Origin of the sequence: Flavobacterium pectinovorum, assembly GCF_022802975.1 — a bacterium.
Lineage (GTDB): Bacteria > Bacteroidota > Bacteroidia > Flavobacteriales > Flavobacteriaceae > Flavobacterium > Flavobacterium pectinovorum_B.
In genome coordinates, this window is the sequence record NZ_JAFEVZ010000012.1 from 20,290 (window position 1) to 45,613 (window position 25,324).

General features: G+C 35.4%; 20 protein-coding genes. 9 read left to right on the forward strand and 11 right to left on the reverse strand.

The genetic code is table 11. From position 1 onward, the window contains the following. The first annotated feature begins 159 nt into the window (after positions 1–159). Positions 160–1,443 carry a glycoside hydrolase 5 family protein gene (locus FLV_RS15755; protein ID WP_243235168.1) on the forward strand — a complete coding sequence of 428 codons (1,284 nt, stop codon included), beginning with the start codon at positions 160–162 and terminating at the stop codon, positions 1,441–1,443. Positions 1,444–1,681: 238 nt separating this feature from the next. Then, the gene (locus tag FLV_RS15760) at positions 1,682–3,661 is read left to right on the forward strand and encodes a glycoside hydrolase family 97 protein (protein WP_243235169.1); all 1,980 of its coding nucleotides are present in this window, start codon (positions 1,682–1,684) and stop codon (positions 3,659–3,661) included. Between the two features lie 90 nt (positions 3,662–3,751). On the opposite strand, the gene mgrA is transcribed toward FLV_RS15760, so the two are convergent. Beyond that, on the reverse strand, positions 3,752–4,708 hold the full coding sequence (gene mgrA / locus FLV_RS15765) for an L-glyceraldehyde 3-phosphate reductase (RefSeq protein WP_243235170.1): 957 nt from the start codon (positions 4,706–4,708) through the stop codon (positions 3,752–3,754). A gap of 111 nt (positions 4,709–4,819) precedes the next feature. Between mgrA and FLV_RS15770 the strand changes: the two genes are divergently transcribed. Together FLV_RS15770 and FLV_RS15775 are read left to right on the forward strand one after the other, a co-directional pair. Further along, positions 4,820–5,050: a DUF433 domain-containing protein gene (locus FLV_RS15770; RefSeq protein WP_243235171.1), complete on the forward strand. Its 231-nt coding sequence runs from the start codon at positions 4,820–4,822 to the stop codon at positions 5,048–5,050. A 118-nt stretch (positions 5,051–5,168) separates the two neighbouring features. Continuing rightward, on the forward strand, positions 5,169–5,297 hold the full coding sequence (locus FLV_RS15775) for a DUF5615 family PIN-like protein (RefSeq protein ID WP_243235304.1): 129 nt from the start codon (positions 5,169–5,171) through the stop codon (positions 5,295–5,297). A 201-nt stretch (positions 5,298–5,498) separates the two neighbouring features. Here the strand turns inward: FLV_RS15775 and bglX are convergent, their stop codons facing one another. From bglX to FLV_RS15790, 3 genes are all read right to left on the reverse strand, one after another. Continuing rightward, positions 5,499–7,796, reverse strand: coding sequence for a beta-glucosidase BglX (bglX, locus tag FLV_RS15780; RefSeq protein ID WP_243235172.1), 2,298 nt, complete (start codon positions 7,794–7,796; stop codon positions 5,499–5,501). 252 nt (positions 7,797–8,048) lie between these two features. Then, the gene (locus FLV_RS15785) at positions 8,049–9,425 is read right to left on the reverse strand and encodes a sialate O-acetylesterase (RefSeq protein ID WP_243235173.1); all 1,377 of its coding nucleotides are present in this window, start codon (positions 9,423–9,425) and stop codon (positions 8,049–8,051) included. Then, entirely contained in the window at positions 9,415–10,515 is a 1,101-nt protein-coding gene (locus FLV_RS15790) for an SGNH/GDSL hydrolase family protein (RefSeq protein WP_243235174.1), read from the reverse strand. The genes FLV_RS15785 and FLV_RS15790 overlap by 11 nt, the downstream gene beginning before the upstream one ends. A 185-nt stretch (positions 10,516–10,700) precedes the next feature. On the opposite strand from FLV_RS15790, the gene FLV_RS15795 reads away from it, so the two are divergent. Next, positions 10,701–11,219 (forward strand): C40 family peptidase, encoded by a 519-nt coding sequence (locus tag FLV_RS15795; protein WP_243235175.1) that lies wholly within the window; start codon positions 10,701–10,703, stop codon positions 11,217–11,219. A gap of 298 nt (positions 11,220–11,517) precedes the next feature. On the opposite strand, the gene FLV_RS15800 is transcribed toward FLV_RS15795, so the two are convergent. Both FLV_RS15800 and FLV_RS15805 read right to left on the reverse strand, forming a co-directional pair. Then, positions 11,518–13,095 (reverse strand): murein L,D-transpeptidase, encoded by a 1,578-nt coding sequence (locus tag FLV_RS15800; RefSeq protein ID WP_243235176.1) that lies wholly within the window; start codon positions 13,093–13,095, stop codon positions 11,518–11,520. Between the two features lie 131 nt (positions 13,096–13,226). Beyond that, positions 13,227–13,640, reverse strand: a complete 414-nt coding sequence (locus FLV_RS15805; protein ID WP_243235177.1) for a DUF1573 domain-containing protein — start codon at positions 13,638–13,640, stop codon at positions 13,227–13,229. A 165-nt stretch (positions 13,641–13,805) separates the two neighbouring features. Between FLV_RS15805 and FLV_RS15810 the strand changes: the two genes are divergently transcribed. The 3 genes from FLV_RS15810 to FLV_RS15820 are packed head-to-tail and all read left to right on the forward strand — an operon-like array spanning position 13,806 to position 16,567. Further along, positions 13,806–15,068: a sensor histidine kinase gene (locus tag FLV_RS15810; protein WP_243235178.1), complete on the forward strand. Its 1,263-nt coding sequence runs from the start codon at positions 13,806–13,808 to the stop codon at positions 15,066–15,068. Further along, entirely contained in the window at positions 15,065–15,748 is a 684-nt protein-coding gene (locus FLV_RS15815) for a response regulator transcription factor (RefSeq protein ID WP_243235179.1), read from the forward strand. The genes FLV_RS15810 and FLV_RS15815 overlap by 4 nt, the downstream gene beginning before the upstream one ends. 54 nt (positions 15,749–15,802) lie before the next feature. Then, the gene (locus FLV_RS15820) at positions 15,803–16,567 is read left to right on the forward strand and encodes an MBL fold metallo-hydrolase (protein WP_243235180.1); all 765 of its coding nucleotides are present in this window, start codon (positions 15,803–15,805) and stop codon (positions 16,565–16,567) included. Here FLV_RS15820 and FLV_RS15825 read toward each other — a convergent pair whose 3' ends face one another. From FLV_RS15825 to FLV_RS15845, 5 genes are all read right to left on the reverse strand, one after another. Then, positions 16,568–18,814, reverse strand: a complete 2,247-nt coding sequence (locus FLV_RS15825) for a B12-binding domain-containing radical SAM protein (protein WP_243235181.1) — start codon at positions 18,812–18,814, stop codon at positions 16,568–16,570. Between the two features lie 109 nt (positions 18,815–18,923). Beyond that, on the reverse strand, positions 18,924–19,448 hold the full coding sequence (locus FLV_RS15830) for a tetratricopeptide repeat protein (RefSeq protein ID WP_243235182.1): 525 nt from the start codon (positions 19,446–19,448) through the stop codon (positions 18,924–18,926). Between the two features lie 34 nt (positions 19,449–19,482). Then, complete coding sequence (gene prfH, locus FLV_RS15835) at positions 19,483–20,172, reverse strand: peptide chain release factor H (protein ID WP_243235183.1); 690 nt, start codon at positions 20,170–20,172, stop codon at positions 19,483–19,485. A 2-nt stretch (positions 20,173–20,174) separates the two neighbouring features. Next, a complete protein-coding gene (locus FLV_RS15840) occupies positions 20,175–21,566 on the reverse strand; it encodes an RtcB family protein (RefSeq protein ID WP_243235184.1) in 1,392 nt (463 codons plus the stop codon). Between the two features lie 595 nt (positions 21,567–22,161). Then, positions 22,162–23,439 carry an MFS transporter gene (locus tag FLV_RS15845; protein WP_243235185.1) on the reverse strand — a complete coding sequence of 426 codons (1,278 nt, stop codon included), beginning with the start codon at positions 23,437–23,439 and terminating at the stop codon, positions 22,162–22,164. A 277-nt stretch (positions 23,440–23,716) separates the two neighbouring features. Here FLV_RS15845 and bshC point away from each other — a divergent pair, with 277 nt between their 5' ends. Continuing rightward, complete coding sequence (gene bshC, locus FLV_RS15850) at positions 23,717–25,306, forward strand: bacillithiol biosynthesis cysteine-adding enzyme BshC (RefSeq protein ID WP_243235186.1); 1,590 nt, start codon at positions 23,717–23,719, stop codon at positions 25,304–25,306. The last annotated feature ends 18 nt before the right edge of the window (positions 25,307–25,324 follow it).

A 25,324-nucleotide genomic window follows, 5' to 3' on the forward strand; every position in this document is an offset into this window, starting at 1 on the left:
TGCTAATAAAAAAACATTCTAGATGAGATTGCTTCGTTCCTCGCAATGACTTATGAAAACCTAAAGCCCTAGCCCTGATAGAAGTGAAAATCCTTTTGTGCCGGGGTTCGGCACAAAAGATTGTAACGGATAGCAGGATTAGCTTCTAAAAAAATAAATATGAAAAACAGACTTTTAAAAACCCTTGGATTAGCTTTACTTTTTTCTGCAATGGCGTGTCAGGCACAGGAAAGAATTACGGTAAAAGGAACGCAATTTTATAAAGGTGACAAACCTTACGCCTACATTGGTACGAATTATTGGTACGGAAGCTTACTGGCTTCGAAAAAAGTAGGTGATCGAAAAAGACTGCTTCGCGAGCTTGATTTCATGCAAAAAAACGGAATCGACAACCTGCGAATATTAGTGGGTGCTGATGGTGGAAAATATGATTTTACCGTTCGTCCGGCGTTACAATACGAACAGGGAAAATACGATGAAGATTTGCTTGACGGCCTGGATTTCCTGATGAATGAAATGAGAAAACGCAAAATGTATGCAGTTTTGTATTTGACCAACAACTGGGAATGGTCTGGCGGAATGTCGCAATATCTGGAATGGAACGGCAAAGGCGCAATTCCGGTTCCAAATATCGCTCCCAATACATGGCCTCAGTTTATGTCGTACACAGAACAATTTCACAGCTGTGATCCATGCATGAAAGCCTTAGAGGATCATGTGAGATTTATTATGGAAAGGACCAATAAATACTCGAAAAAGAAATATACCGAAGATAACACGATTATGGCCTGGCAGGTTGGTAATGAACCCAGACTTTTTACGGTTGAAAATGAAGCAAAATTTACGCTTTGGCTGAACAATATTGTCAATTTAATGGATAGTTTAGATAAAAACCATCTGATTTCAACCGGCTCTGAAGGTTTAAACAGTTCGAATGATATTATAGATATTTTTGAAAGAACTCACAAAAATCCGAATATCGATTATCTGACGATGCACATCTGGCCTAAAAACTGGAACTGGTTTAAAGCCGATAATGCCGAAGCTACAATTCCTGCCACTATTGCTAATGCTGGAAAATATATTGATGCCCATGTTAAAGTTGCTAATAATTTGCAAAGACCAATTATCATAGAAGAGTTTGGATTGCCAAGGGAAAATGAAAACCTAAATGCAGGAGCATCTTCCATTTACCGCGATCAGTTTTATAGCTATATTTTTGGAAAGGTTGCAGAAAGTGTTGCCAATAAAGGTCCGTTGCAGGCAGCCAATTTCTGGGGATTTGGCGGCGAAGGAAAAGCTGTCAATGAAACCGGGAAATGGAATCCGGGAGAACCTTTGACAACTGATCCTCCGCAGGAACCTCAGGGATTAAACTCGGTTTTTAACGGAGACAGATCAACTTTGGAAATTGTGAAAAAATACAATTTGGAGTTGAAATAATTTTTCACCATATAAGTTATGTAAGTTCATTTAATAGTATTTCCTTAAATTGAATATTCATAATTCGTGATTAAAAACATCTTTTTGTCATTCCGTAGGAATCTCAAAGCATACTCAATCAAAAACTGAGATTTCTAAAGAATAACAAAAGCTTAGCTATATTGACATTTACAATTACAATGAATAAAGAATCACAAATAATTTAAATGAACTTACATAACTTATATGGTTTAAAAACATGAAAAAACTATTTCCTGCCTTACTAATTTTACTTTTTAATATCTGTTTTTCGCAACAGGTACAGGATTTTACTTTAGCTTCTCCAAACGGAAAAATAAAAATCAGTATTGTAATTAACGACAAAATAACCTGGTCGGTTTCGCACGAAAAAGATGTGATTTTAGCTCCATCATCAATTTCATTGACGTTGGAGCAAAATGAAGTTTTAGGAAAAAATCCTTCCCTTTTGAATTCAAAAAGAGAAAAAGTAAGCCAAACTTTTGAATCTCCATTTTACAAAAAGAGTACTATAAAAAACCAGTACAATCTTTTGGTGCTGAATTTCAAAAATGATTTCAGTATCGAATATCGTGCTTTTGATGATGGTGTGGCTTACAGATTCATTACCAAAAAGAAAAAAGACATTACCGTAAAAGCAGAAGAAGTAAGTTTAAATTTCGATCAGGATTACAACACTTTAATGCCATACGTTCGTGATTTAAGAAATCCGAAAGATCCTTATATTTCTTCGTTTGAAGCCCATTACGAAAACAAAAAAATCAGTGAGTTTGCTAAAGATACTTTGGCGTACTTACCTTTTTTAATTGATTTAAAAAAACATAAAAAAGCCGTTTTCTTAGAAGCTAATCTGGAAGATTATCCGGGATTGTTTGTAACGAATAACGAATCTAAATCTGGTTTTGAAGCACGTTTTTCTAAATATCCGTTGCAGGAAACCAATGGTGGGTTTAACAATATTAATCGACTGATTACAGAGCGGGCTGATTATTTGGTTAAAACTAAAGGAACCCGAACTTTTCCGTGGAGAGCGATTGTGGTCTCTGAAAATGATGCGGAATTAGCCAATAATGACATGGTTCAGAAATTATCCGAGCCTTCAAAAATTAAAGACCTCTCGTGGATCAAACCCGGAAAAGTAGCCTGGGACTGGTGGAATGACTGGAATATTTACAACATCGATTTTAAAGCCGGAATCAACACGCAGACCTATAAATATTACATTGATTTTGCCTCAAAAAACAAAGTCGAATATGTGGTTTTGGATGAAGGCTGGAGTCTTGAGGATGATATCATGAAGCACAATCCGAATGTTGATCTGGAAGCTTTAATCGCTTACGGAAAAGAACGAAACGTTGGAATTATTTTATGGAGCTCCTGGATGGCTTTGACGAAAAACACAGCCGGAATTTTTAAGAATTATGCTGATTTAGGGATCAAAGGTTTTAAAGTTGATTTTCTGGATCGTGATGATGCTAAAATGGTCAATTCGGTGTATGACATTGCACAAAAAGCTGCAGATTATAAATTGCTTTTAGACTTTCACGGCATGTACAAACCAACTGGGATTCAGCGTACTTTTCCGAACATCTTAAATTTTGAAGGTGTAAAAGGATTAGAAAACAATAAATGGACACCAAATGACGATGTTCCTCTATATGACTGTACCATTCCGTTTATCCGCATGATGGCTGGACCAATGGATTATACGCCAGGGGCTATGCGAAACGCTACAAAAAGCGAATTCAGACCAAGCCATTCCACTCCAATGAGTCAGGGAACCAGAAGTCATCAACTGGCACTTTACACTATTTTTGAAGCGCCTTTGCAAATGATGGCCGACAGTCCAACAGCCTATATAAAAGAACAGGAAAGCACTGATTTTATTGCTAAGATTCCAACTGTTTTTGATGAAACTGTAGCGTTAGATGGCGAAGTTGGAAAATTTGTTTCAATTGCCCGTAAAAAAGCCAACATTTGGTATTTAGGAGCCATCACAAACTGGGATTCCAGAGAAATTACAATAGATTTTTCATTCCTTGAAAAAGGCAAAAAATTCGAGGCTGAAATTTTCTCTGACGGATTGAATGCTGATAAAGCGGCTAATGATTATAAAAGAGAAGTTATTACTGTTGATTCAACTACCAAATCAAAATACAGATTGGCAAGCGGTGGTGGAATCGCGATGATTATAAAATAAAAAATGGGACAAATTGTCCCATTTTTTTATCTACACAAATAAAAGACACACTACTGTGCACTCTACATTTTACATTTTACAAAATACATTTCACGATAATATCTTCTCAATCGCATTCAGTTCATCTGCTGTAAATTCCAGATTCTGCAGACACTCAATATTATTATTTAACTGTTTTACGGAACTTGCTCCAATCAAAACCGATGTAATTCGTTTGTCTTTTTGCAGCCATGCCAGTGCCATTTGTGCCAAAGATTGGTTACGGTTTTGAGCAATTTCATTCAGTTGAATTAATTTCTGAATTCTTTCAACTGTAACCTCCTCTTCTTTTAAATGTCCGTTTGGATTATGAGCTCGGGAATTTTCCGGAATTCCGTTTAAGTATTTATCCGTCAAAAGTCCTTGTGCCAAAGGCGAAAACGCAATACAGCCTACTCCTTTTTCTTCCAGAACATCCAATAAACCTTCTTCAACCCAGCGCACCAACATCGAATATTTAGCCTGATGAATCAAACAAGGCGTCCCTAATTGTTTTAAAACGTCAACAGCCACTCTGGTCTGCTCAGCCGAATAATTACTGATTCCAACGTATAAGGCTTTTCCACTTCTAACGGCATAATCAAGTGCCATCATGGTTTCTTCAATGGGAGTTTCAGGATCCGGACGATGTGAATAAAAAATATCCACATAATCAACTTTCATTCTTTTTAAACTCTGGTCTAAACTGGATAATAGATATTTTCGGGATCCCCAATCGCCATAAGGTCCGTCCCACATGGTGTAGCCAGCTTTGGTTGAAATGATAATTTCATCACGAAGATTCCCCTGAAAATTATGCCACAGAATTTTTCCAAAATTCGTTTCTGCAGAACCCGGAACCGGCCCGTAATTGTTCGCCAGATCAAAATGGGTAATTCCTTTGTCAAAAGCTTCCACAGCTATACTTTCAGCATTTTCAAAATTATCCACCGATCCGAAATTATGCCATAATCCTAAAGAAATTTCAGGTAATAACAACCCGCTTTTTCCACACCTGTTATATTTCATTGTTTTAGTTTAATAGTTGAAAGTTAAATAGGTTTTAAAGATAAAAACAAACCTATTATTTTAAAACCAAATAGACCTTAATTTTTGTAAATTTGTTAAAATAATAAATTCATGGAAAATAACTGGCAAAATTTAATTTCGATAAATCCTGATATTCGATTTGGTAAACCAATTATTACCGGAGCAAGAATTTGTGTTTCGGATATTCTTTCATGGCTGGCAAATGGAATGTCTTTTGACGACATTATTGAAGATTTCCCCGAATTAAAAAAAGAACATATCCTTGCAGCTTTAGCTTTTGCTACTAACAGAGAAAACATTACAAAAATAATTGCTGCATAATGAAATTACTCTTGGATGCCAATATTTCATGGAGAATTATAAAACTTATTGAAAATGATTTCCTAATTCTTTTCATTCTAAAAACATTAAAGTAAATCAACCTGCAAAAGATATTGAAATTTGGGAATTCGCCAGACAAAACAATTACACCATACTTACTCACGACGATGATTTTGAAAAACTATTACTCTTAAAAGGAGTTCCTCCAAAAGTTATAATTTTAAAGACTTTCAATCAAAACACCTAACAAATTGCAGAACTTTTGATTTCAAAAAAGAAATTATTGAATCATTCGTTTCAAATAATGATTTAATGATTTTAGAAATCTACTAATCTTTTGTTTTTCATACAAAAAACTCTCGCAGATTTTGCAGATTTAGGAGATAAATAAATCTGCCTGATCTGCAAAATCTGCGAGAGAAAATCTTCTTTTTACTTAATTTTAAAACTATTCCTTTATCTCAAATCCACTCTCTAAACCTGAATCAGAACTTCCTCCAACCTTAAGTTTAAAAGTTCCAGGTTCAACCAAGTAATTTCCGTTATTATCATAAAAACCAAGTTCAGCATCTGTCAAAGTAAAGTTTACTGTTTTAGTTTCTCCTTTCTTCAAACTTACCAATTCAAAACCTTTCAATTCCTCAACCGGTCTGGCAATGCTGGCAAAATCATCGTGAATATACAGCTGAACGACTTCCTTTCCGTCATAATTACCTGAATTGGTAACCTCAACACTCACCTGAACCGGTTCTCCTTTTGCGAAAGCAGTCTTATTTACTTTCAGATTTTTATAATCGAATTTCGTATAACTCAATCCGAAACCAAAAGGAAACTGAGGCGTTTTTTCTACATCGGAAAAATGCGACCAGAACACATTTTTATCTACATTTACAGGTCTTCCTGTACTGTAATTGTTGTAATAAATTGGAACCTGCCCTACGTTTCTCGGGAAAGAAATTGGCAATTTCCCGCTCGGGTTATAATCTCCGTATAAAACCTGTGCTACAGCATTTCCTGTCTGTGTACCTAAATGCCACGCTTCAACAATCGTCGGAATATGTTCTGCCGCCCACGGAATAGTCAACGGACGTCCATTATTTAAAACCAAAACGATGTTTGGATTCACTTTGTAAATTTCTTCCAGTAATTCCTGCTGCAGCCCCGGCAAATCGAGGTTTGTTCTGCTGCGTCCTTCACCACTCTGAAAACCATGTTCACCTAAAACCATGATCACAACATCAGCATTTTTAGCTGCAGTTTTGGCTGCTTCAAATCCACTTTTGTCTGTTGTATTAAAAACCACCTCATCCAGGAAAGTCGCTTTTCCAACAATTAAATCGGCACCTTTTTCAAAAACCAGCTGATTCTCTTTGTATTGCTGCATTCCTTCTAAAACCGAAACCGCAGTATTATCTTCCGCAGCAATTCTCCAGCTTCCTAACGGGCTGTTTTTATCATTTGCCAAAGCGCCGATCAAAGCAATTTTTTGTCCGGACTTCTTTAGCGGAAGCAGATTTTTATCATTCTTCAGTAAGACAATTGACTTTTTCGCCATATCCAAAACACCATCGTTATTCACTTTATTTCCGATAGTTGCTTTTTCACGTTTTTCATCACAATATTTGTATGGATCGTCAAATAATCCCAATTCAAATTTCACGCGCAAAATCCTTCTCACGGCATCGTCAACCAAAGCTTCTTTTACTTTTCCGTCCTTAACTAATTTTGCCAGTTCATTAACATACAAATGTGATTCCATATCCATATCCGATCCCGCTGTAACTGCTTTCAATGTAGCATCCGCTCCGTCTTTGGCATAACCATGCGGAATCATTTCACGAACTGAAGCCCAGTCTGAAACCACAAAACCATCAAACTTCCATTTTCCTTTCAAAATATCTCTTTGCAGAAAAACGTTCCCTGTTGCCGGAATTCCGTTTACCAGATTAAACGAGTTCATAAACGTTCTCACACCCGCTTTTGTCGCCGCTTCAAAAGGAAGCAAAACGGTATTAAACAATTTCGAATTGCTGATATCAACCAAATTATAGTCACGTCCCGATTCTACATATCCATACGCCGCAAAGTGTTTGGCACAGGCTGCAATTGTATTTATTTTAGCCAAATCAGCAGTTGTTTCTCCCTGAAATCCTTTTACTCTGGCAACCGCAATTTTGCTTCCTAAATACGGGTCTTCTCCTGCACCTTCCATCACACGTCCCCAACGGGCATCATTTGTAATATCTACATTCGGGCCAAACGTCCAGTTAATCCCCGATGCCGAAGCTTCATCTGCCGCAATGGCTGCCGATTTTTTAATTGCTTCCAAATCCCAGCTGGCCGCTTCAGCCAACGGAATCGGGCTTAACGTTTTGTAACCGTGAATGACATCAAAACCAATAATCAGCGGAATTCCCAATCGGGTTTCTTCCACAGCAATTTTCTGTACGGCACGAACCTCCTTCACACCCCGAACTGTAAGCATACTCCCAACCCATCCTTTTCGCAGATGTTCGTATTTCAATTCGGCATTACCACCTTTTGGAGCAGGGCCGGTCACATCCCAAAATCCGTTATATTGGTTCATTTGCCCCACTTTTTCTTCCAAAGTCATTAATGGTAAAAGCAGGTCAATTCGTTGTTCGATCGTTTTATTTTTATCCAGATGCGGTTTCTTCTGTGCATTCATATTTCCAGCAGTAAACAGGGCAAAAAACCCAATAATTAATGTTTTTTTATTTTTCATGATAGTTAGTTTCATATTTTGGGCGTGTCCCTACGGGTCGGGCTATCCGTTTCAAGTCCTCGCCCTTCCTCCGTCAGGCTGTGGGCTTTCCTCTACTATCCCTCACGCAACGGGTAAACGAGAATTCTTTCGGATTTTTTGATAAACTTTGTATTTCACTTTGCGGGACTTCGACTTCGCTCAGTCTGACAAAAAAAATGTAAAAATCTAATCTCTAAAATCTTTACTCTTTATTCTTGCTTCTTTACTCCCTCACTCCGAAATAAAACAGGAAGCCGGTAAATTAGCCTTATTAAACAAATCGGACTGAATTGTATTCCCCCAGGCAAATCTCACTTTTGCAGGATTTGGTACTTTTTTACTCGTTACAATTACCTGATTATTTTTTATCGAAGCTTCTGCAGGATAAAAATTCCCATCAGTACCAGACACTTCAAACTGTTTGGTCACTTTGTTTTTAAAATACAATCCGTCAGCATAATCAAAAGAAACAATTGCTTTGTTTTTATCCATTTTAATGTCTTTAAAAAGCGGCCCGCTTGCCAGATTAGAATTGGTTTTATAAGTATTAACCAATGCTAAATTTGCTAAACGAATCCCAACTGATTTTTTATCTTTCGGGTGGATATCAATCGTATCTGAAACATCACTGATAACTACCATTCCAGTATTATTGATTTCCTTTAAAAGTTTTCGCTGGGAGTTACGAAGGGTAACATTTGAGAAGTTGTTACTGCCTGTTTTAAAAGGAGCGATTTGTACATAATAAAACGGAAAATCGTCCTGCCAGCCTTTTCGCCATGACGTAATCAAGGCTGATAATGTTTTATCGTAAACTTCTGAACCCACATTGGATTCTCCCTGATACCAAAGCGTCCCTGCAATTTTAAACCCGACAAAAGGGTAAATCATGGCATTGTAAGCACGGCCCGGCTGTCTTGGTCCGTATTCCTGTTCGTTTAGTTTTTTTGCATTTTCTAATAAAAGAGCATCGTTCTGAACAACTTCTTCGGGCATCCAGATTTCTGCGGGAGTTCCGCCCCAGTTGGAAGAAATTAACCCAATAGGAACATTTTTTAAATCTTCTCTTAAACGTTTGGCAAAAAAGTAACCAACCGCACTAAAGTATTTCATGGTTTCCGGAGTCGATTCGACCCAGTTGCCCAATAAATTATTCTGGGGTGTAGTCGCAGTTAATTTTGGAACAGTAAAAAAACGGATATTAGGATTAGCGGCATTTTTAGCTTCTTCCTCCCCATTATCGATTCCCCAGCTTACAGACATTTCCATATTCGACTGACCCGAACAAACCCAGACTTCTCCAATTAAAATATTCTTCAATACAACTTCATTATAACCTTTTATCGAAATCGTATAAGGTCCTCCAGCTTCAGGCGTTTTGATTTTCAGTTCCCATTGCGCCTGGTTGTTTGTCGTAACTTTATATTCCTGATTGTTCCAGCTGGAAACGAGTTTGATTTCCTCTTTTGGATTTCCCCAGCCCCAAATTTTTACTTCGGAGTTGCGCTGCAATACCATATTATCGCCAAAAATATTCGGAAGGGAAACGTTTGCCATCATAATGCCGGAAATCAGTAAGAAAACAAACTTAAATATATTATTTTTCATTTAGCAGTTTTTTTAAAAATGGTCCATATTCAGCAGCCATGATTTTATGCTCTTCAATATTTGGATGACCGGAACAGCCACTTGGTGCCATAGGTTTAAATTTGAAAATCAAAATTGGTTTGTGTGATTTATCTGCATCAAATTCGGCTTTTATTTTCTTCAGGCAATTTTCAAAAATTAGGGCTTTTTCTCCATTTACCATTGGGCTGTTTGTCAAAACCAATTGTGCCTTTGGGTTGTGTTTATACAACATCTTTATAAAACTGATGTAATTCGAAACATATTTTTCTGGACTAAAAGGCAAACGTTCTTTTGTCCCGTCACCATTAGAAAAATCATTGGTTCCTAAGGCAATGCTGATAATTTCAGGCTGAAAAGCAAAATCGTATTTAGGTTTTGAAGTGTCTTTTGTCAAATACAAATTTTCATAAACAGCAGGCATAATTGGTGCATCAGAACCTTCTTCATTCCAGTTACGGTAAATCCCGATTCCGGAAACTGAACTTAATAAATAATTCACATCAATAGTTCTGGAAAGAATTGGCCCGTAAGCAAAATAACCGTTATGATGATCAAAATATTCGCCTTCATCACACGGAATTGTAGATGGATCATTGGCTGCCCCACAGGTAATCGAATCGCCTATAAATTCGATTTTCTTTTTCTTTTTCTTTTTCGCTGTAATCGTAGTCAATTTAGCGGTAGTTCCCAGAAAAAGTACGTTACCCATTGTCGCTTCTGTGGCTTTGTAAACCTTTAGATTATGTACTTTTTTATTCGAAGTAACCTTTACCGGAAAAGATTGCGGAGCGCCTTTTTGAACGGTGTATTTCCCAAGGTATTTCCCGTCAAGTTCCAGAACAATATAATTTTGATGTTCCCAGGAATCAATACTTTGCAAGGAAACCGCACATTCATTTCCTGTAAAATTAAATGATACCGAAGAAGCCGTTCCAATTAAAACAACTTTATTGTCCTGCAACACGTCAACCCTTCCCTCATATACAAAAGTTCCTGCCTTATCTTGTGAAATCGAGACAACCGAAATCAATAAAAACAAAATTAAAAGTGGTATTTTTTTGATAAACATAATTTATTCGTTAAAATATAAATATATTTCACAAATATATCCGAATTACAGTTTACAGAAAGATACTAAAATGTCAAAAAGCAATAAAAAAACACCAAAAGACATTTCTCTAATTCTGCTCTTTTTTGATATTCTAAGCAAACGCCTTACTTTTATAAACTAATATTTTTTACGCGCCTCTCTAAATGAAAAATACTGTTCCTGTCCTGCTTCTTCTGCTTACTGTTTTATTTTCTTCTTTCACTTTTAACAACAACAACAAAACACAATCTGATTCGGTAAAAAAAATTCAGACCACAACAATTGAGCGGGATTCTATTATTTTGTACGCAAAACAATATTTGGGCACACCGTATTTGTATGCGGGCAGCAATCCTAATAAAGGATTTGACTGTTCGGGGTTTGTGCATTTTGTTTTCAAAAATTTTGGTCTAACCTTACCAAGAAGTTCAGGTGGTTATAAAAATTCAGGTAAGGCTTTGAAAGCTGAGGAATTTAAAGTGGGAGATGTCTTGGTGTTTTATGGTAACAAAGACAGAAATATTATAGGGCATGTTGGCATCATCTGCAAAGCTAACGGAATGCAGTCTAAATTTATACATGCCTCCTCCGGAAAAGCTCAAAAAGTTACGATCACGGGACTTGATGAGGAGCATTATACCAAACGATTTTATAAATGTGTTGATGTTTTGTCTCTTAAATAAAAAACTGATTCTTCGCTTAAATTAGTGGAATTCCGTAATAAAGAGGTTGCTCTTTTTGTCATTTCGACCGGAGGGAGAAATCACACTCGTATATCGATAAAGATTGGAGACATACTTTACGGAGTTTCTTGTGTGATTTCTCCCTCCGGTCGAAATGACAAAACAACTAAATAAATTAATGAGAATCATTTATTCAATTCCTATAATTTAGGCGAAGAACCAAAAAAGCTTAATATTGAATAAGTTTATTAATTGTGGTATTTACTCAAAAGCACCACAAATTGTAATTTATAAAAGTTTATTCTTCCGTCAATAATTTTATCAGGCTTTCGTCTCTCTGGTAAATATCTTTATAGAAATTCAGTTGTCCTTCGCGGTCTACCCAGGCAGTAAAATAACCAATATAAACCGGAACTTTTTTCTTTAAGGTGTACCAGCTTTCTTTTCCGGCATGCATGGCTTTGTTAATTTTTTCCGGAGTCCATTTCGGATCTACTTTCAATAATTCGATCGCCAGTTCACGTGGTTTTGCTACACGTACACAGCCGTGGCTAAAAGCCCTGCTTTCTCTTTCGAACAAACTTTTTGCAGGTGTATCATGCAGATAGATATTACTGGAATTTGGGAACAAAAACTTAACCAGTCCAAGAGAGTTGTTTTTTCCCGGAAGCTGTCTGACCGCTCCATTATTCCATTCCAGGTTTTTCTTTGCCAGGTAGTTTTTGTCTTTTGCCATTCCGGGCTTAATTTCACTTTTGATAATACTTGGTGGAACATTCCAATACGGACTAAAAACAATATTATTCATCATGCCGCTAAAAACAACCGTTTTGGTCATGGCTTTACCCACAACAACCGGTGATGTAAAAGCAATTTTACCCTCTTCAATTACGTAAAGTTTAAACTCCGGAATATTAACTTCGATGTATTTTTTGCCTTTTTCCAATTCAGGATCAATCCAGCGGCAACGCTCCATATTCGCAATAATCGTTTTGATTCGGTCTGAAACCGGAATATTCAAATCATTAATATGTTCTGATAAAATAGTATTCTTTGGTGCATAACCATGACGCAATTCGTAATTTTTGACTGCCTTCATCAAAACTGTATCACAAACAGCACTTTTATTATCTTCTTTAATATCATCGGTTACAAAAAGCCTTTCTCTGATTTGCGCAATTATTACTGAAGAATCTCCTAATTTCAGGCCTTTATAATCTTCCCCTGCTTCAATTGTTTTCCATCCACCCTTTTTTTCAATCTCTCTATATTGATGAAGTGCATCACGAAGTTTGTAATACTGGCTGAACATTTTACTCTTCTTATCATCACTTATAGTTGCTTTTTCAAAAATAGAATCGGTCAAAACCTGATAATTGAGTTTTTTTCGCGGAAGCAGCCATTCTAATGAAATCGATGTTTTTTCATCAAAACCTCTGTAAACTTTTTCAGCATAATAGAAATACAAATTGGTAATCATTAAATCGGTATTCACTTTTGAAAGTTTGTTTACCGAATTGTTTTCAAAAATCGAATTGATTTCTTTGTACGGAAAATTGGCTTTCAAACCTTCGTTCTCTAATCCTTTATATTTATTATACAAAGTATTTCCGAACTCCACAACTCCTTTATTATCAAGCCATAATTGTGTAGATTTCTTTTTGCTGTATAAAGAAAAAACCTCATCCTGAAAACTTTTCAGTTTTGGATAAGCCTCATAAAATCCGGCAATCGCCAGACTGTCTATTGAAAGTTTAAGCTCCGGTATTACAACCTTCTTTTCCTTTTGGATTTCTTCTTTTTTATCTCCTTTTGAGTTACATGAAACCACAATAGAAAGAAGCATAATAACAGCAAAGCGGTACCAAATTTTCATAATGATTTTTTTAATAAAAATAGAAAAGTTTTAGTAAAAACAAATTCATTCTAAAAATAATATTTTGGCAAAAAAAACTCCGGACACATGATATGTCCGGAGTTTTCCCCCTTTATATAATCAACTTTATTTTAGATAACTGTTCCTTTCAAAGTAAGGATTTTAGGAGTTGTTTCTCCACTCGTTGTAACGGTAACTGTTTTGGTAAAAGCCCCTTTGTTTGCTGCATTATACGTTGCCGTAACTTTTGCAGATTTCCCTGGAAGAATTGGTTCTTTGGTATAATCTGTTGCAGTACACCCGCATGAACCTTGTACATTTGTAATTACTACAGCCGTTTTTCCGGTATTTTTAAATTCAAAAACAATAGCTTTTGGTGTTCCCTGAGGAATCTGACCAACATCAACACTTTCTGTTTTCCAAACAATAGTTCCGTCCGGTGCTGTTATTGCTGATTTTGAAATCAATGCTTTTACAGGCACAATTGCTGAGAATGACATTAATCCTAAAGCTAAGATTATCATCAAAATTCTAATAATTTTCATAATCTGTTTATTTAAATTGGTGAATGGTTTAATTTTGTATTTCAAAAGTACTTTACAAAAAAACAATTTGCTGTTAACCGGTTTCAAATGTTTGTTAATGACCTGTTAACTGAGCTATTTAATTTAAAATTTGATTAATATTACACTTTCTAAAAGCTGATTTCCTTGAAAATAAACAGACTCAACAGCATCATAATCTTAGGATTAATAGCCATAATTGGTATATTAATCGCCCAGTTGCTGTGGACAAAAGAAGCATTTACATTAGAACAAAAAAAGCTAAGCCAGAAAACACATATTGCCCTGCTTGAAGTTGCAAAAAAATTGTATGAAGGCACCAATCACGAATTGCCGGCACAAAATCCGGTACAAAAAATTGCCAATGATTATTACATCGTAAATATTGACAACGATTTTGAACCTGATATTCTGGAGTTTTATCTGAAAACTGAGTTTAAAAAAATGAATATCACGACAGATTTTGAATACGCTATGTACAATTGTCAAAGCGACGAAATGGTGTATGGAAATTATATTTCCTTATCGGATAAAGGAAAAGCAAAACAATCTGTACATTTTCCGAAGCATAAAAATCTGATTTATTATTTTGCCGTTCGTTTTCCACATGAAACCACTTATTTATTCAGTTCTATGCGCTTTTGGTTTGTACTGTCTATCGTTTTAATTTTTATTTTACTGATTTATGTCTATTCGATTTTGACACTTTTACAGCAAAAAAAATATTCTGAGTTACAGCGTGATTTCATCAATAATATGACGCATGAATTTAAAACGCCTTTGTCTTCTATTTTAATTGCTTCAAAATATTTAGCGGAGCAAAACCCTATCAAAGAGGATAAAAAACTTCATACCTACACCAACATTATTATCAATCAGGGACAAAAATTAAATCATCATATTGAGAAAATTCTAAATATTGCCAAATCTGATTACACCACTTTAGAATTAAAAAAAGAATCATTTTTAATTATTCCCGTTATTGAAGAAACAATTGAAAACATTGCATTGAAATATCCTGAAGCCAGCATCAAAATAGATTCTCTTTCAAAAGATTACCTGCTTGAAACAGATGTTTTTCATTTTGCTAACCTGATTTATAATTTACTGGATAATGCTGTAAAATACTGCGATACAAAACCCGAAATCACTATCAGAATAACTACCGAAAATGCTGTTTTAAAATTAGAATTTATTGATAACGGAATTGGAATTGCTTCAAAAAACTTATCTTTCATTTTTGATAAATTTTACCGTATTCAGAACGAAAAAAGCAATGAAGTCAATGGTTTTGGATTGGGACTTTACTACGTAAAAAAGATTTGCAACTTACAAAACTGGAAAATTTCAGCTGTAAACAACTTAACAAAAGGCATTACCATAACATTATCTATTCCTTATAAAAAATGATAAAAAGCAAAATCCTTTATACCGAAGATGATGAAACTCTGGCATTTTTGACAAAAGATAATCTGGAGCAGAACAACTATGAAGTTATTCATTGTGCCGATGGAAAATCAGGTTTAAATTCCTTTAAAGATCAGCATTTTGATATTTGCATTTTTGATATTATGATGCCGAAAATGGATGGTTTTGAACTGGCAGAAGAAATTCGAAAAATAGACACTGATATCCCAATTATTTTTCTTTCGGCTAAAACCTTAAAAGAAGACCGAATCAAAGGATTACGCCTCGGTGCCGATGATTATCTGGTAAAACCTTTTAGTATTGAAGAATTGATGCTAAAGATTGAAGTTTTTCTAAAGCGTTCACAAAAAAACAGCAAAGTCGAAAAATCGATTTACGAAATTGGTAAATATCAATTTGATACCAAAAATTTTATTCTTTTTAATACAGATGAAAAAATTGGTCTTACACAGCGTGAAGCCGAATTACTGAAACTATTTCTGGACAACAAAAATTCAGTTTTAAAAAGAGAGCAAATTTTAACCGCACTTTGGGGAACCGACGATTATTTTATGGGTCGAAGTCTTGATGTTTTTATTTCGCGACTTCGTAAAATTTTAGCAAATGAAAAAGGTATTTCTATTGAAAACCTGCATGGAATTGGGTTTAGGTTTGTGATGTAATTTACAGATTATGATTATAAAAAATTTCGTATTTTTAATATTAAACTTTTAGATATGAAACTGCATCATTTGCGAAATGCGACTTTAGTCATTGAAACAGAAAAGCATGTCCTTTTAATTGATCCCATGTTAGGTAAAAGAAAAACTATCGCTCCTTTTACCCTTTTTCGTTATCCGCCAAAAAGAAATCCGCTGACGGCGCTTCCAAAAAACAGCAGGGAAATTTTGAGTAAAGTTACCCATTGCCTGATAACACATTTACACCCCGATCATCTTGATAAAGCGGGTGAAGTTTTTCTAAAAAGAAAATCAATTCCGGTTATCTGCAGCATAAAAGACGAAAAAGAGATAACGCAACGCAGTTTAACGGTAATTCAGACCCTTGATTACTGGAAACCACAAAATTTTCTGGACGGAAAAATAACAGGAATTCCTGCCGTTCACGGATATGGTTTTATAGCTAAATTGATGGGCAATGTAATGGGATTTTTTATAGAACTTCTGAATGAAAAAACGATTTACATCAGCTCTGATACTATTTTCACAAAAGATACAGAGAAAGTTCTGACCGAACTGAAACCTGACATCGCAATTGTTGCCTGTGGTACTGCACGATTAGATTTTGGACAGCCGTTATTAATGAGAATGAATGACATTCTGAAATTTGCTGCACTGGCACCCTGGAAAGTTTTTGCCAATCATTTAGAAGCTTTAAATCATTGTCCGACAACAAGAGAAGAATTAAAAAAAGCACTGGCTGAAAATAATCTTTTATCCAAAACTGCTATTCCTAATGATGGTGAATGTGTGGAATATTAATTACAAAACCAGCAAACCAAATTCCCGCAACGTATTGACTGGTTTTGAATACCAAAACAATTCAAAATCTTCTAATGTGGTTTCGAAATCAGTTTTTACTTCCTGAAAAGTATAATTTTTACTGTTTGAAACTGTGATTTTCTTTAGGATTTCGACCAGCCAATCGCCTTCGTCTTTACTCGTTTGAATAGCGAAACTTTCTTTTTTATCATGAAAAGTCAGTGCCATCATTTCCCAGCTGCTTCCTTTTTTTGATTTTGTAAAGGTTTCCGCCGAAGGTTTTCCACCTAACCAGACCACTTTTGCATTTGGTTTGGTATTGAAATCGTTTTGTTCTTCTAAAGCATTAAAAATAAAATCAGAATGAATTTTTGTCTTCGGAATTTTAAAATCGAACCAATCCTGCAATTCGTAATCAAAACAGATCCCGTGCATGAAATTAAAAAGTGATTTCTTTAGCCCGAAACTGAATTTATCATGATTGATTCCTGTTGAATCAGTATAATCAATATCGTTATTGGCAAAAGTTCCGATGGTTTCTGTTTTTTTTGTCACGCCAAATTGTTCCGGATACAATCCAACCGGGCTATGAGCTGTAAGCGCAAACTGATGCCAAAATCCGGATTGCAAAACTCCGGCTTCAAACAATTGACGTACCATTTCGAGACTGTCAACGGTTTCCTGAATCGTTTGTGTTGGATATCCGTACATTAAATAGGCATGCACCATGATTCCTGCTTCGGTAAAATTTCGGGTTACTTTTGCAACCTGTTCTACCGTTACACCTTTGTCGATCAATTTTAATAATCGGTCAGAAGCTACTTCCAAACCTCCTGAAACGGCAATACAGCCGGAAGCTTTTAGCAATAAGCACAAATCTTTTGAAAAGCTTTTTTCGAATCGAATATTTGTCCACCAGGTTACGGCTAATTTTCGTCTTAAGATTTCAAGTGCCAGCGCTCGCATCAATGCCGGTGGTGCAGCTTCGTCTACAAAGTGAAATCCGTTTTGTCCCGTTTTTTCAATTAATTCTTCTATCCGGTCACAAAGTAAATTGGCCGCAACAGGTTCGTAAACTTTTATATAATCCAATGAAATATCGCAAAACGTACATTTTCCCCAATAACAGCCATGAGCCATAGTGAGTTTGTTCCAACGCCCGTCACTCCACATTCGGTGCATCGGATTTACGATTTCGATAACCGATATGTATTTATCCAGAGGCAGATCTGAATAATCCGGAGTTCCTACTTGTGATTGTTTGTAATCGTGTTTTAAAGAGTTGTTTTTATAGACAACTTCTCCATTTTCCAAAAGAAAAGTTCGTTTATAATGCTTCTCGTCCCTCGAATCCGCTCGGGATGACAAATTATCAACAAGTTCTTCTATCGGAACTTCGCCATCATCCAAAGTAATAAAATCAAAGAATTCAAAAACACGTTTATCAGAAAGCGAACGCAATTCGGTATTAGGGAAACCTCCTCCCATTGAAATTTTTATTTCGGGATGATTTTGTTTTACCCATTGCGCGCATCGAAAAGCACTGTATAAATTCCCCGGAAAGGGAACTGAAATTAAAAACAACGTTGGTTTTACAGCTTCTATTTTTTCTTTCAAAAGTGAAATTAAAATCGAATCAATATAAGTCGGTTCCTGTTGTAAGGCTTCGTACAATTCATCAAAAGAATTGGCACTTCGACCCAAACGTTCTGCATACCGGCTAAAACCAAAATTTTCATCGACACATTCGACAATGAAATCCGAAATATCTTCGAGATATAAAGTCGCCAGATGTTTTGCCTTGTCCTGAGTACCCATAGTCCCAAAAGCCCAGTCGAGTTCTTCCAGCTGTGCAAAACGAGAAGCTTCGGGCAGAAAATCTTCCTGACAAATCTGTAAGGCCAAAGTTGGGTTTTTCCCCTGCAAAAACTGAATTACAGAATCAATTGTTTTAATGTATTCGTCCTGTAATGCGAAAATACGTTTGGAGTTGTCTGAGATTTCTACATTAGAAACTTCAAACCTGAAACCTGACCCGAGGCTGGAAGCCGAATTGGCGGAGCAAACCTGAAACAAATCAACCAATCCTTTTTTCGAAAACAACTCCAAAATCACGTCAATACCCAAATCAGCCTGAACCGATTCGATATTTTTGGTATTCAGAAAACCTTTTATATATGCGGTTGCCGGATACGGTGTATTCAGTTGGGTAAATGGCGGGGTGATTACAAAAAGTTTTGGTTTCAAAAGGATTTATTTTTCTGCAAAAATACGGGATATTTATAATCTTTTCAGGAAAAGATTTACTACTCATTTAAAACCAGAAAAGGATGCCGTAACTGACATCCTTTCTTATTTACTTATTCTTCTTTTTCGTTTTGGCTGACTTGTCTTTTTTCGAATCTCCGTTCAGTTTTTTGTTCAGCCTTTTTTCAGTTTCTTCAATCGTATAATCGTAACAAGTATTGATTGTGGTAAGTTTTGCTTTTTTAATCACTTTCAATGCTTTTTTAAATTCCTGCTGACGCTCAAAAAGTATTACTTTCTTCAAAAGAATCTCAGTTTTATTGACTCCTTTGACTGTCAATGCAAAATCAATCAGTTTCATTGCATCTTCGTAATCTTCATTTAAAATTAAAGTATGAATGTAAAAAGGATATACCTCTAAAGCATAAATATTAATTGAAAGTGCTTTTTGAAAATACTCTTTAGCTTCTTCATATTTGAATAACTGATCTGAAAAAACCTGTCCGTATAAACACAACGCCATAGTATTTTTATCATCATAAGACAAAGCATAATCCAACGATTCGATGGTTCCTTCCAACCAATATGGATAATTGTCTAATGCCTGAAAAAGATATTTATCTACTGTTTTCATAATTTTTTCTATTTGGAAATGCAAAATTCTATCATTAGTCCCGGTCGAAATAATCTTCCCGTTTTAACCGTTGCCGTTCCTGTTTGTAATTTTTAACTTGTTTTTGTTTCTTAAAATCGGATCCCTCAAAAATCCGAATCGGATTCCCGCGCTGAATCTGCAATTGGTTCATCCACTGTGCCTGAAATTCGGCTTTGAATTGTTTTACGGTTTCGTCCTTAAATTTCTGCAGCAATCTTTCGGTTGCCAGTTTTTTATTCTGGTGCTGAGATCTTGAATCCATTGCCACTACACTAGTTCCTGTTGGCACATGAGTCGCCCGTACTGCTGAACTTACTTTGTTTATGTGTTGTCCTCCTGCACCGGAACTACGCATCGCCTGATACTGAATATCTTTTTCATCAATTTCAGTTGTTGCCGTTTTATCAACTTCAAAAATTCCGATAAACCAATTTTTACGTTTGTGAAATTTTCTAAACTGACTCTGCCCAATCCACTGAATGGTTCCGATCCATGAGTTTAAAAACGTATTCAGATTATCACTTTCGAGTAAAATTGTAGCTGTTTCGACAGTTCCGTTTTCGACTCCTTTTTCCCTCTGAAGCAAAGTCGTTTTTATTTTATTGTCATTTGCTTCTTCAAGGAAAGTTTTCAGTACCTGAGCCACAACCCAGGTACATTCAGCCGGACCGCGCCCTGATGTTATTTGAATTATTTTTTCCATAATTATCGGTCCATTCTAACGATTTTTGGTGTAAATGTTCCTAACACATCCACCAGTTCCGTTTGGTTAGCCATTACTTTATTAATGTCTTTATACGCCATTGGCGCTTCATCTATATTACCCCCAATTAAAGTCACATCATTTGCTTTCAGGACTTTTTTAATCTCGCTTTGGGTAAATGATTCCTTGCATTTTTTACGAGAAAACAATCGCCCTGCACCATGAGACGCTGAATTTAAACTCTCTGCATTTCCTTTTCCCTGAACAATAAATCCGGGAGCAGTCATCGAACCCGGAATAATGCCCAGTTCACCAGCATTTGCAGGAGTTGCTCCTTTTCGATGCACGATTGCTTCTTTTCCATTTACGATTTCTTTCCATGCAAAATTGTGATGGTTTTCAATGGTTACAACTACTCGTTTTCCAATTGCTTTTGCGATTCGGCGGTGAATATCATCATGACAGGCTTTTGCATAATCACCTGCTAAATTCATAGCCAGCCAGTATTCCTGACCGTCATGAGTATTCAGATCGAGCCATGCTAAATGCTGAACATTTTTAGGCAGCGGACATTGTTTGGTTGCCAGATAGGTGTAATGTTTTGCGATATTAGCACCCAATCCCCGGGAGCCGCTATGCGAAAGCACTGCAAAATATTCTCCAACTCCAATCTTCCATTCGTTGAGCGGATTAGTAATTTTTGCAATTCCGAATTCAACAAAGTGATTTCCTCCTCCAGATGTTCCCAATTGCTTATATGCTTTATTTAAAAGGTTTTTCAAAAGCGGAATATCCTGAAATTCGCTTCGACTAAACACTTCGTGATCTGCCCGAATGGTGTGGGTTTCATACATTCCAAACTTGGTATTGTCTTTTAAAATAGCTTCCAGCTGATGTTCCTTTCCTTTAAAGAAAGAAGCCGGAATATCAAAAATTGACAAACTCATTCTACAGCCGATATCTACTCCAACTCCATACGGAATCACGGCATTATCTGTTGCCAAAACTCCGCCAATTGGCAGTCCGTAGCCTGAATGCGCATCGGGCATTAAAGCTCCGGCTATTGAAACTGGTAATTTTAAGGCATCATACAATTGATATTTCGCCTGTTCATCAATCTCATTTTCTCCGAATATAGAGAAAGGCGCTCTCGTATTATTAAGCTGATGCATTCTGACCTGTACCGGATTTACTAATCCTTCCGCAACTTTTCCCCAGGTTCCATGTCCGGCAAATTTTTCCGGAAACAGCAAAACTTCTTTGGCTTCGGTTAATATACTTTCTTTTTTTTCTCGTTTTCTGTACCGGTTGATTTGCCCCAAGGCAATATTGATACTATTATTTTTTGGAAAACCTATTTTAATCAGGTCTTTTCCGGATAATTTATTTCCCATTTGTTTTTTACTATTGAAATTTTTCCAAAATCAATATGACCTGTTTTTCTTCGCAAAATGAAATGCTTTATCTTAAAACATTTAAGGCAATAAGAATATGCGCAAAACATCATGCAAAATCTGAGCAAATAGATTTTGATAAACATTTTATCTGAAACAGATAAATTCAGTTCTGATATTCGGGAATTTTTGAAGTGTCTAGAATAAAAAAAAGCCCGAAAGTTATTTTCCTTCGGGCTTGTTCATATCTCTAAAATTGATTTGCTATGATTGAGAAAAGCCACGAAGACACATGCCAACAGAATCTGATCCTGATGCGATGTTTTGAGAGGTAAGGTTTAATACAAACATTGTCTTCGTTTATTAATAGTTAATTACTTATTTTCTGATGCAAATTTTGTGAATTATTTTTTTAATAAACAAATTAAATCATAAAATTTTCTTAAAAACATCCTCAAAATACTCAAATACAAATACTTAATACGTAAATAAAATTTCATAAAACATAAATTAATCAACTATTTTAAGATTTTTTCAAAAAAAAAAGAGGTAACGAATGACTCGTTACCTCCCTATAAATTAGTTTTTAGGAATATTAAAACTGATGTACTTTTTTAGAAATTACTAAAAAGGAAACTAAAGAAATAATCGCTGCAATGGTCAGATAAAAACCAACATAATTCAAACCATACGTACTTGCCAGCCAAATTGCAATCATGGGTGCAAATGCTGCTCCTAAAATTCCAGCCAGATTAAACGTTAAGGATGCACCTGAATAGCGAACAGTGGTAGGAAACAACTCTGATAAAAATGTTCCCAGAGGTCCGTACGTAAAGCCCATCAATGACATTCCGATACAAACAAAAGCGGTTACCAGAAACGGACTTCCTGAATTAAGGAATAATGAAAAGAAAAAACCAAAAATAGCAATCGCAATTGTAGTGTAAATTAATATTTTACGGCGACCAATTTTATCGGCAACCAAAGCTGAAATCGGAATAAAAAGGGCGAAAAACAATACCGAAAACAATTGAATCAACAAAGCATCTCTTTTTACATAACCTAAATCTGAAGTAACCCAGCTTAGGGTAAATACAGTCATTAAATAAAATACCAGGAAGGTTGTTACAGCTCCTAATGTTCCAAAAATCAATTGATTTTTATACGATTTTACCAAAGTTAAAAACGGGACTTTTACTTCTTCGTGTGCATTTTTTGAATTTTCAAATGAAGGAGTTTCTGTAATTTTGGTTCGGATATAAAAACCAACTATAACCAATAGCGAACTGGCGATAAAAGGAATTCTCCAGCCGTAATTCATAAAATCTTCATTACTCATTGAATCCGTCAATACTAAAAATGTTCCTCCTGAAAGCAGCAATCCAATTGGCGCTCCCAATTGCGGGAACATTCCGTACCATGCACGTTTATGTGGTGGTGCGTTTTCAATGGCCAATAAAACGGCTCCTCCCCATTCTCCTCCTAAACCAACACCTTGCCCGAATCGGCAGAGCATCAATAATAAAGGAGCGGCAACACCAATACTGGCATAACCGGGTAAAAATCCTATGGTCACTGTCGAGATTCCCATAGTCAATAAGGCAGCAACTAAGGTAAATTTACGTCCTATTTTATCTCCGTAATGTCCAAAAAAAGCAGAACCCAACGGACGGGATAAAAAGGCAATTGAAAAAGTGGCTAATGATTCTAAAGTTGCCATGGTAGCATCTGAACCGGGAAAAAATAATTGAGGAAAAACCAATACGGCTGCATTGGCATAAATATAAAAATCAAAAAATTCAATTGTGGTGCCAATAAGGCTTCCAAACAGAACATGCTTTAAGGAGTTCTTTTGATTGGGATTATTTTTCATGTGAAAACTGATATAACTTTTTTTTGCCTACAAAAATAGAGTTTCATTGTTAATAATTCATGTTTAACAGAATTAGTTTCAGGACACTTCTGTTTTTTTAACAAATTTCATGTGTTTTATATTTTTTCAAAAAACAACTTCTGAACTTATATTTAAAAACCTGATTAATAACGTCTTTAAAACAAATTCAAAAAATCAAATCATAAGCAATCGTTAAAACCATTTTTAACTGCATATTTTCATTAAATTTACAGCTGTCAAAAATAAATTCAAAATTATGCCAACCGACTGTATCAGCTATCAAAAATCAGGGTATTTCTCTAAATTGATGCAAGACTATTTAGATCAGAAACCAGAATTAAAACCGCTGTACAATCACTTTCCAACACTAGAAAATTTCGAAAAACAAATCGTTGAAAAGCAATCAAATTTTGATAATGCAAACCGAATTCCGTTAGTAAATACGTTAAAAAAACAATATCAAAATATCGAAATCTCAGATTCGACTAAACAAAATATTGAGCTTTTAGCGCTCGAAAATACATTTACAATTACCACAGGACATCAGCTAAATTTATTCAGCGGTCCATTATATTTTCTTTATAAAATTATTTCAACTATTAATCTTACCAAAGAATTAAAGTCGAAATACCCATCTAATAATTTTATTCCGATTTACTGGATGGCAACTGAAGATCATGACTTTGAAGAGATCAATTATTTCAATTTCAAAGGAAAAAAATTCCGTTGGAACAAAGAAAGTACAGGACCTGTTGGGAGACTTTCAACTGAAGGTTTAGCCGAATTTTTGGAAATTTATGCTTTGGAATTAGGATCAAGCACCAATGCCAATACTCTGAAAAAACTGTTTGAAGATGCTTATCTGAGACATGATAATCTTGCTGATGCAACACGTTTTTTAGCCAATAATTTATTTGCTAATTATGGCTTAATTATTTTAGACGCTGATAATGCAGATTTAAAACGTGCTTTTATTCCTTTTGTAAAAGAAGAATTAGAAAAGCAGACTTCTTTTAAAACGGTTCAAAAAACCATTGAACAGCTTCAGGATTACAGCGTTCAGGTAAATCCACGTGAAATCAATTTGTTTTATATCGAAGATAATCTGCGAGAAAGAATCATTTTTGAAAAAGATTTATATTACGTAAACAATACCCGAATTTCATTTTCCAAAGACGAAATTCTGAAATTACTGGAAAGCAATCCTGAAAAATTCAGCCCAAACGTAATCATGCGTCCGCTTTATCAGGAGATTATTTTACCAAATCTGTGTTATATTGGCGGAGGCGGAGAAATCGCGTACTGGCTGGAATTAAAAGCTTTTTTTGATGCAGTAAATATTTCTTTTCCAATGCTTTTAGTTCGAAATTCCGTTCTTTTAGCAACTGAAAAACAAGCAAAAAAAGCTGATAATTTAAATTTAAGCTGGGCTGATTTGTTTACTAAACCTGCTGATTTAGTGAATACAATCACACATAAATTATCTGCGTTTCCAATTGATCTATCCGTTCAAAAAGAAACATTAGAAAAACAATTTAAATATCTTTACGAATTAGCGGATCAAACGGATAAATCATTTTCGGGAGCTGTAAAAGCACAGGAAGCCAAACAGAAAAAAGGTTTGGAAAATCTGGAAAAACGTTTACTGAAAGCTCAAAAAAGAAAATTAGATGACGAATTACAACGCGTAACCGATTTACAATTTGAGTTATTCCCAAATAAGAGTTTACAGGAACGTCAGGCTAATTTTTCTGAATTTTATTTAGAGAAAGGAGAACTACTGATTCCGCTTTTAATTCAGAAACTAAAACCATTAGAACACAATTTCGATATCATAACAATATAAACAGAGCATATATTACTG

Excerpts from the sequence above, each read along its gene's own strand:
- bshC (WP_243235186.1), top strand. The coding sequence starts at position 23,717 with ATGCCAACCGACTGTATCAGCTATCAAAAATCAGGGTATTTCTCTAAA.
- FLV_RS15770 (WP_243235171.1), top strand. The coding sequence starts at position 4,820 with ATGGAAAATAACTGGCAAAATTTAATTTCGATAAATCCTGATATTCGA.
- FLV_RS15790 (WP_243235174.1), bottom strand. The coding sequence starts at position 10,515 with ATGTTTATCAAAAAAATACCACTTTTAATTTTGTTTTTATTGATTTCG.
- FLV_RS15755 (WP_243235168.1), top strand. The coding sequence starts at position 160 with ATGAAAAACAGACTTTTAAAAACCCTTGGATTAGCTTTACTTTTTTCT.
- prfH (WP_243235183.1), bottom strand. The coding sequence starts at position 20,172 with ATGGAAAAAATAATTCAAATAACATCAGGGCGCGGTCCGGCTGAATGT.
- FLV_RS15830 (WP_243235182.1), bottom strand. The coding sequence starts at position 19,448 with ATGAAAACAGTAGATAAATATCTTTTTCAGGCATTAGACAATTATCCA.
- FLV_RS15840 (WP_243235184.1), bottom strand. The coding sequence starts at position 21,566 with ATGGGAAATAAATTATCCGGAAAAGACCTGATTAAAATAGGTTTTCCA.
- FLV_RS15800 (WP_243235176.1), bottom strand. The coding sequence starts at position 13,095 with ATGAAAATTTGGTACCGCTTTGCTGTTATTATGCTTCTTTCTATTGTG.
- FLV_RS15795 (WP_243235175.1), top strand. The coding sequence starts at position 10,701 with ATGAAAAATACTGTTCCTGTCCTGCTTCTTCTGCTTACTGTTTTATTT.
- FLV_RS15760 (WP_243235169.1), top strand. The coding sequence starts at position 1,682 with ATGAAAAAACTATTTCCTGCCTTACTAATTTTACTTTTTAATATCTGT.
- bglX (WP_243235172.1), bottom strand. The coding sequence starts at position 7,796 with ATGAAAAATAAAAAAACATTAATTATTGGGTTTTTTGCCCTGTTTACT.
- FLV_RS15785 (WP_243235173.1), bottom strand. The coding sequence starts at position 9,425 with ATGAAAAATAATATATTTAAGTTTGTTTTCTTACTGATTTCCGGCATT.
- FLV_RS15805 (WP_243235177.1), bottom strand. The coding sequence starts at position 13,640 with ATGAAAATTATTAGAATTTTGATGATAATCTTAGCTTTAGGATTAATG.
- mgrA (WP_243235170.1), bottom strand. The coding sequence starts at position 4,708 with ATGAAATATAACAGGTGTGGAAAAAGCGGGTTGTTATTACCTGAAATT.
- FLV_RS15815 (WP_243235179.1), top strand. The coding sequence starts at position 15,065 with ATGATAAAAAGCAAAATCCTTTATACCGAAGATGATGAAACTCTGGCA.
- FLV_RS15820 (WP_243235180.1), top strand. The coding sequence starts at position 15,803 with ATGAAACTGCATCATTTGCGAAATGCGACTTTAGTCATTGAAACAGAA.
- FLV_RS15845 (WP_243235185.1), bottom strand. The coding sequence starts at position 23,439 with ATGAAAAATAATCCCAATCAAAAGAACTCCTTAAAGCATGTTCTGTTT.